This window comes from Gordonia asplenii, assembly GCF_012933505.1.
Classification (GTDB): Bacteria; Actinomycetota; Actinomycetes; order Mycobacteriales; family Mycobacteriaceae; genus Gordonia; species Gordonia asplenii.
The window spans coordinates 1-1,496 of record NZ_JABBNB010000075.1 but is presented as its reverse complement, the minus strand read 5'-3'; the positions used below and the strand labels follow the sequence as shown (position 1 = coordinate 1,496).

1 protein-coding gene is annotated in these 1,496 nt (G+C 64.8%); it reads right to left on the bottom strand.

All coding sequences use genetic code 11. The features are described 5' to 3' along the window. A partial coding sequence (locus HH308_RS29240) for a condensation domain-containing protein (RefSeq protein WP_376767318.1) occupies positions 1-1,412 on the bottom strand: 1,412 nt, incomplete at its 3' end. Between the last annotated feature and the right edge of the window lie 84 nt (positions 1,413-1,496).

Below are 1,496 nucleotides of genomic sequence, written 5' to 3'. Positions count from 1 at the left end.
GTCACCCCATGAGCGGCGGCGACGCCGGCAACCCGCTCACCGACTCCCGTGGGGAAGACGAAGTCGAGACTCGCACCGGCGTGCGACGCCACCCGCGGCCGCGGCCGATCGGCAGGCAACTCCAGCACATCGGGCACCCCGGCGAGCTGTCCACGCCAAAAACCCAACTGCCGACCGACCACCGAATCAGCGTCACCCGCCGACCCCAACACCTCGTGCTGCCACAACGCATAATCCGCAAACTGCACCGGCAACGGAACAAACTCGGGCACTCGACCAGCCACCCGCGCGGTATACGCACCCACCAGATCGGTCACCAACGGAAGCAACGACTCCCCATCCGACGCGATATGGTGAACCACCAACGCCAGAACAAACTCATCCTCAGCAACCCGCCACAACCGCACCCGCAACGGCCACTGCACCGACACGTCAAAACCCTCAGACAACGCGGCAAACAACTCCGCCTCCGAATCGACGGACCGCGACACGTCCCGCTCGTTCAGCTCAGCGATACTGCCGATCGCTTGGTTGCCCTCGCCGTCGACAGCGGGAAACGAGGTCCGCAAGATCTCGTGTCGCGCAACCACATCGGCGACGGCGGCGTGCAGCGCACGGGTGTCGAGGTCACCGGTCACCCGCAAGACGACCGGGATGTTGTAGGCGGGCGACGCGGTGTCGTACTGGTTGATGAACCAGATACGTTGCTGCGCAAAGGACAACGGCAGTTGGTCCGGGCGCGCAACGACGGGAACGATCGGCGCCAACACAACCGCGTTACCCGCAACCGCCGCAATCAAGGCCCGCACCGACGGGGCGTCGAACACGTCGCGCACCGACACCTCGACCCCGAGCATCGCCGATGCCCGCGCCGCCAACCGCATCGCCGACAATGAGTTGCCGCCCAACTCGAAAAACGACGCGACGACCGAAACCTCTTCCACCCCAAGCACATCCGCGAACACAGCAGAAAGTGCATGTTCGGCATCCGACGCCGCCTCAACGAACTCGACGGCCTCGGTGGCGAAATCAGGCGCGGGCAGCGCTTTGCGGTCCAGCTTGCCAGAGGAAGTCAATGCGACATCGTCGAGCCCCACCCACACCGTCGGCACCATGTAGGTCGGAAGTGCCTGTCTTGCAAAGATTCTCACATCGTCGACAACGACCGCCGGTGCGACATACCCCACCAGATGTTGATCCCCACCCGGCGCCGACACCACCGTCGCGGCCGCATGCACGACGCCAGGCACATTGCCCAGCACCGCCTCGACCTCTCCCAACTCCAGCCGCTGCCCACGCAACTTCACCTGAAAATCCGACCGACCCAAGTACTCGAGGTCACCCACAGAGTTCCACCGCACCACATCACCCGTGCGATACAACCGCGCACCCACTCCGAACGGATCAGCCACGAACCGATCCGCCGTCAGATCCGGCCGCCCCGCATACCCACGAGCCACCTGCACCCCACCCAGATACAACTCACCCGGCACCCC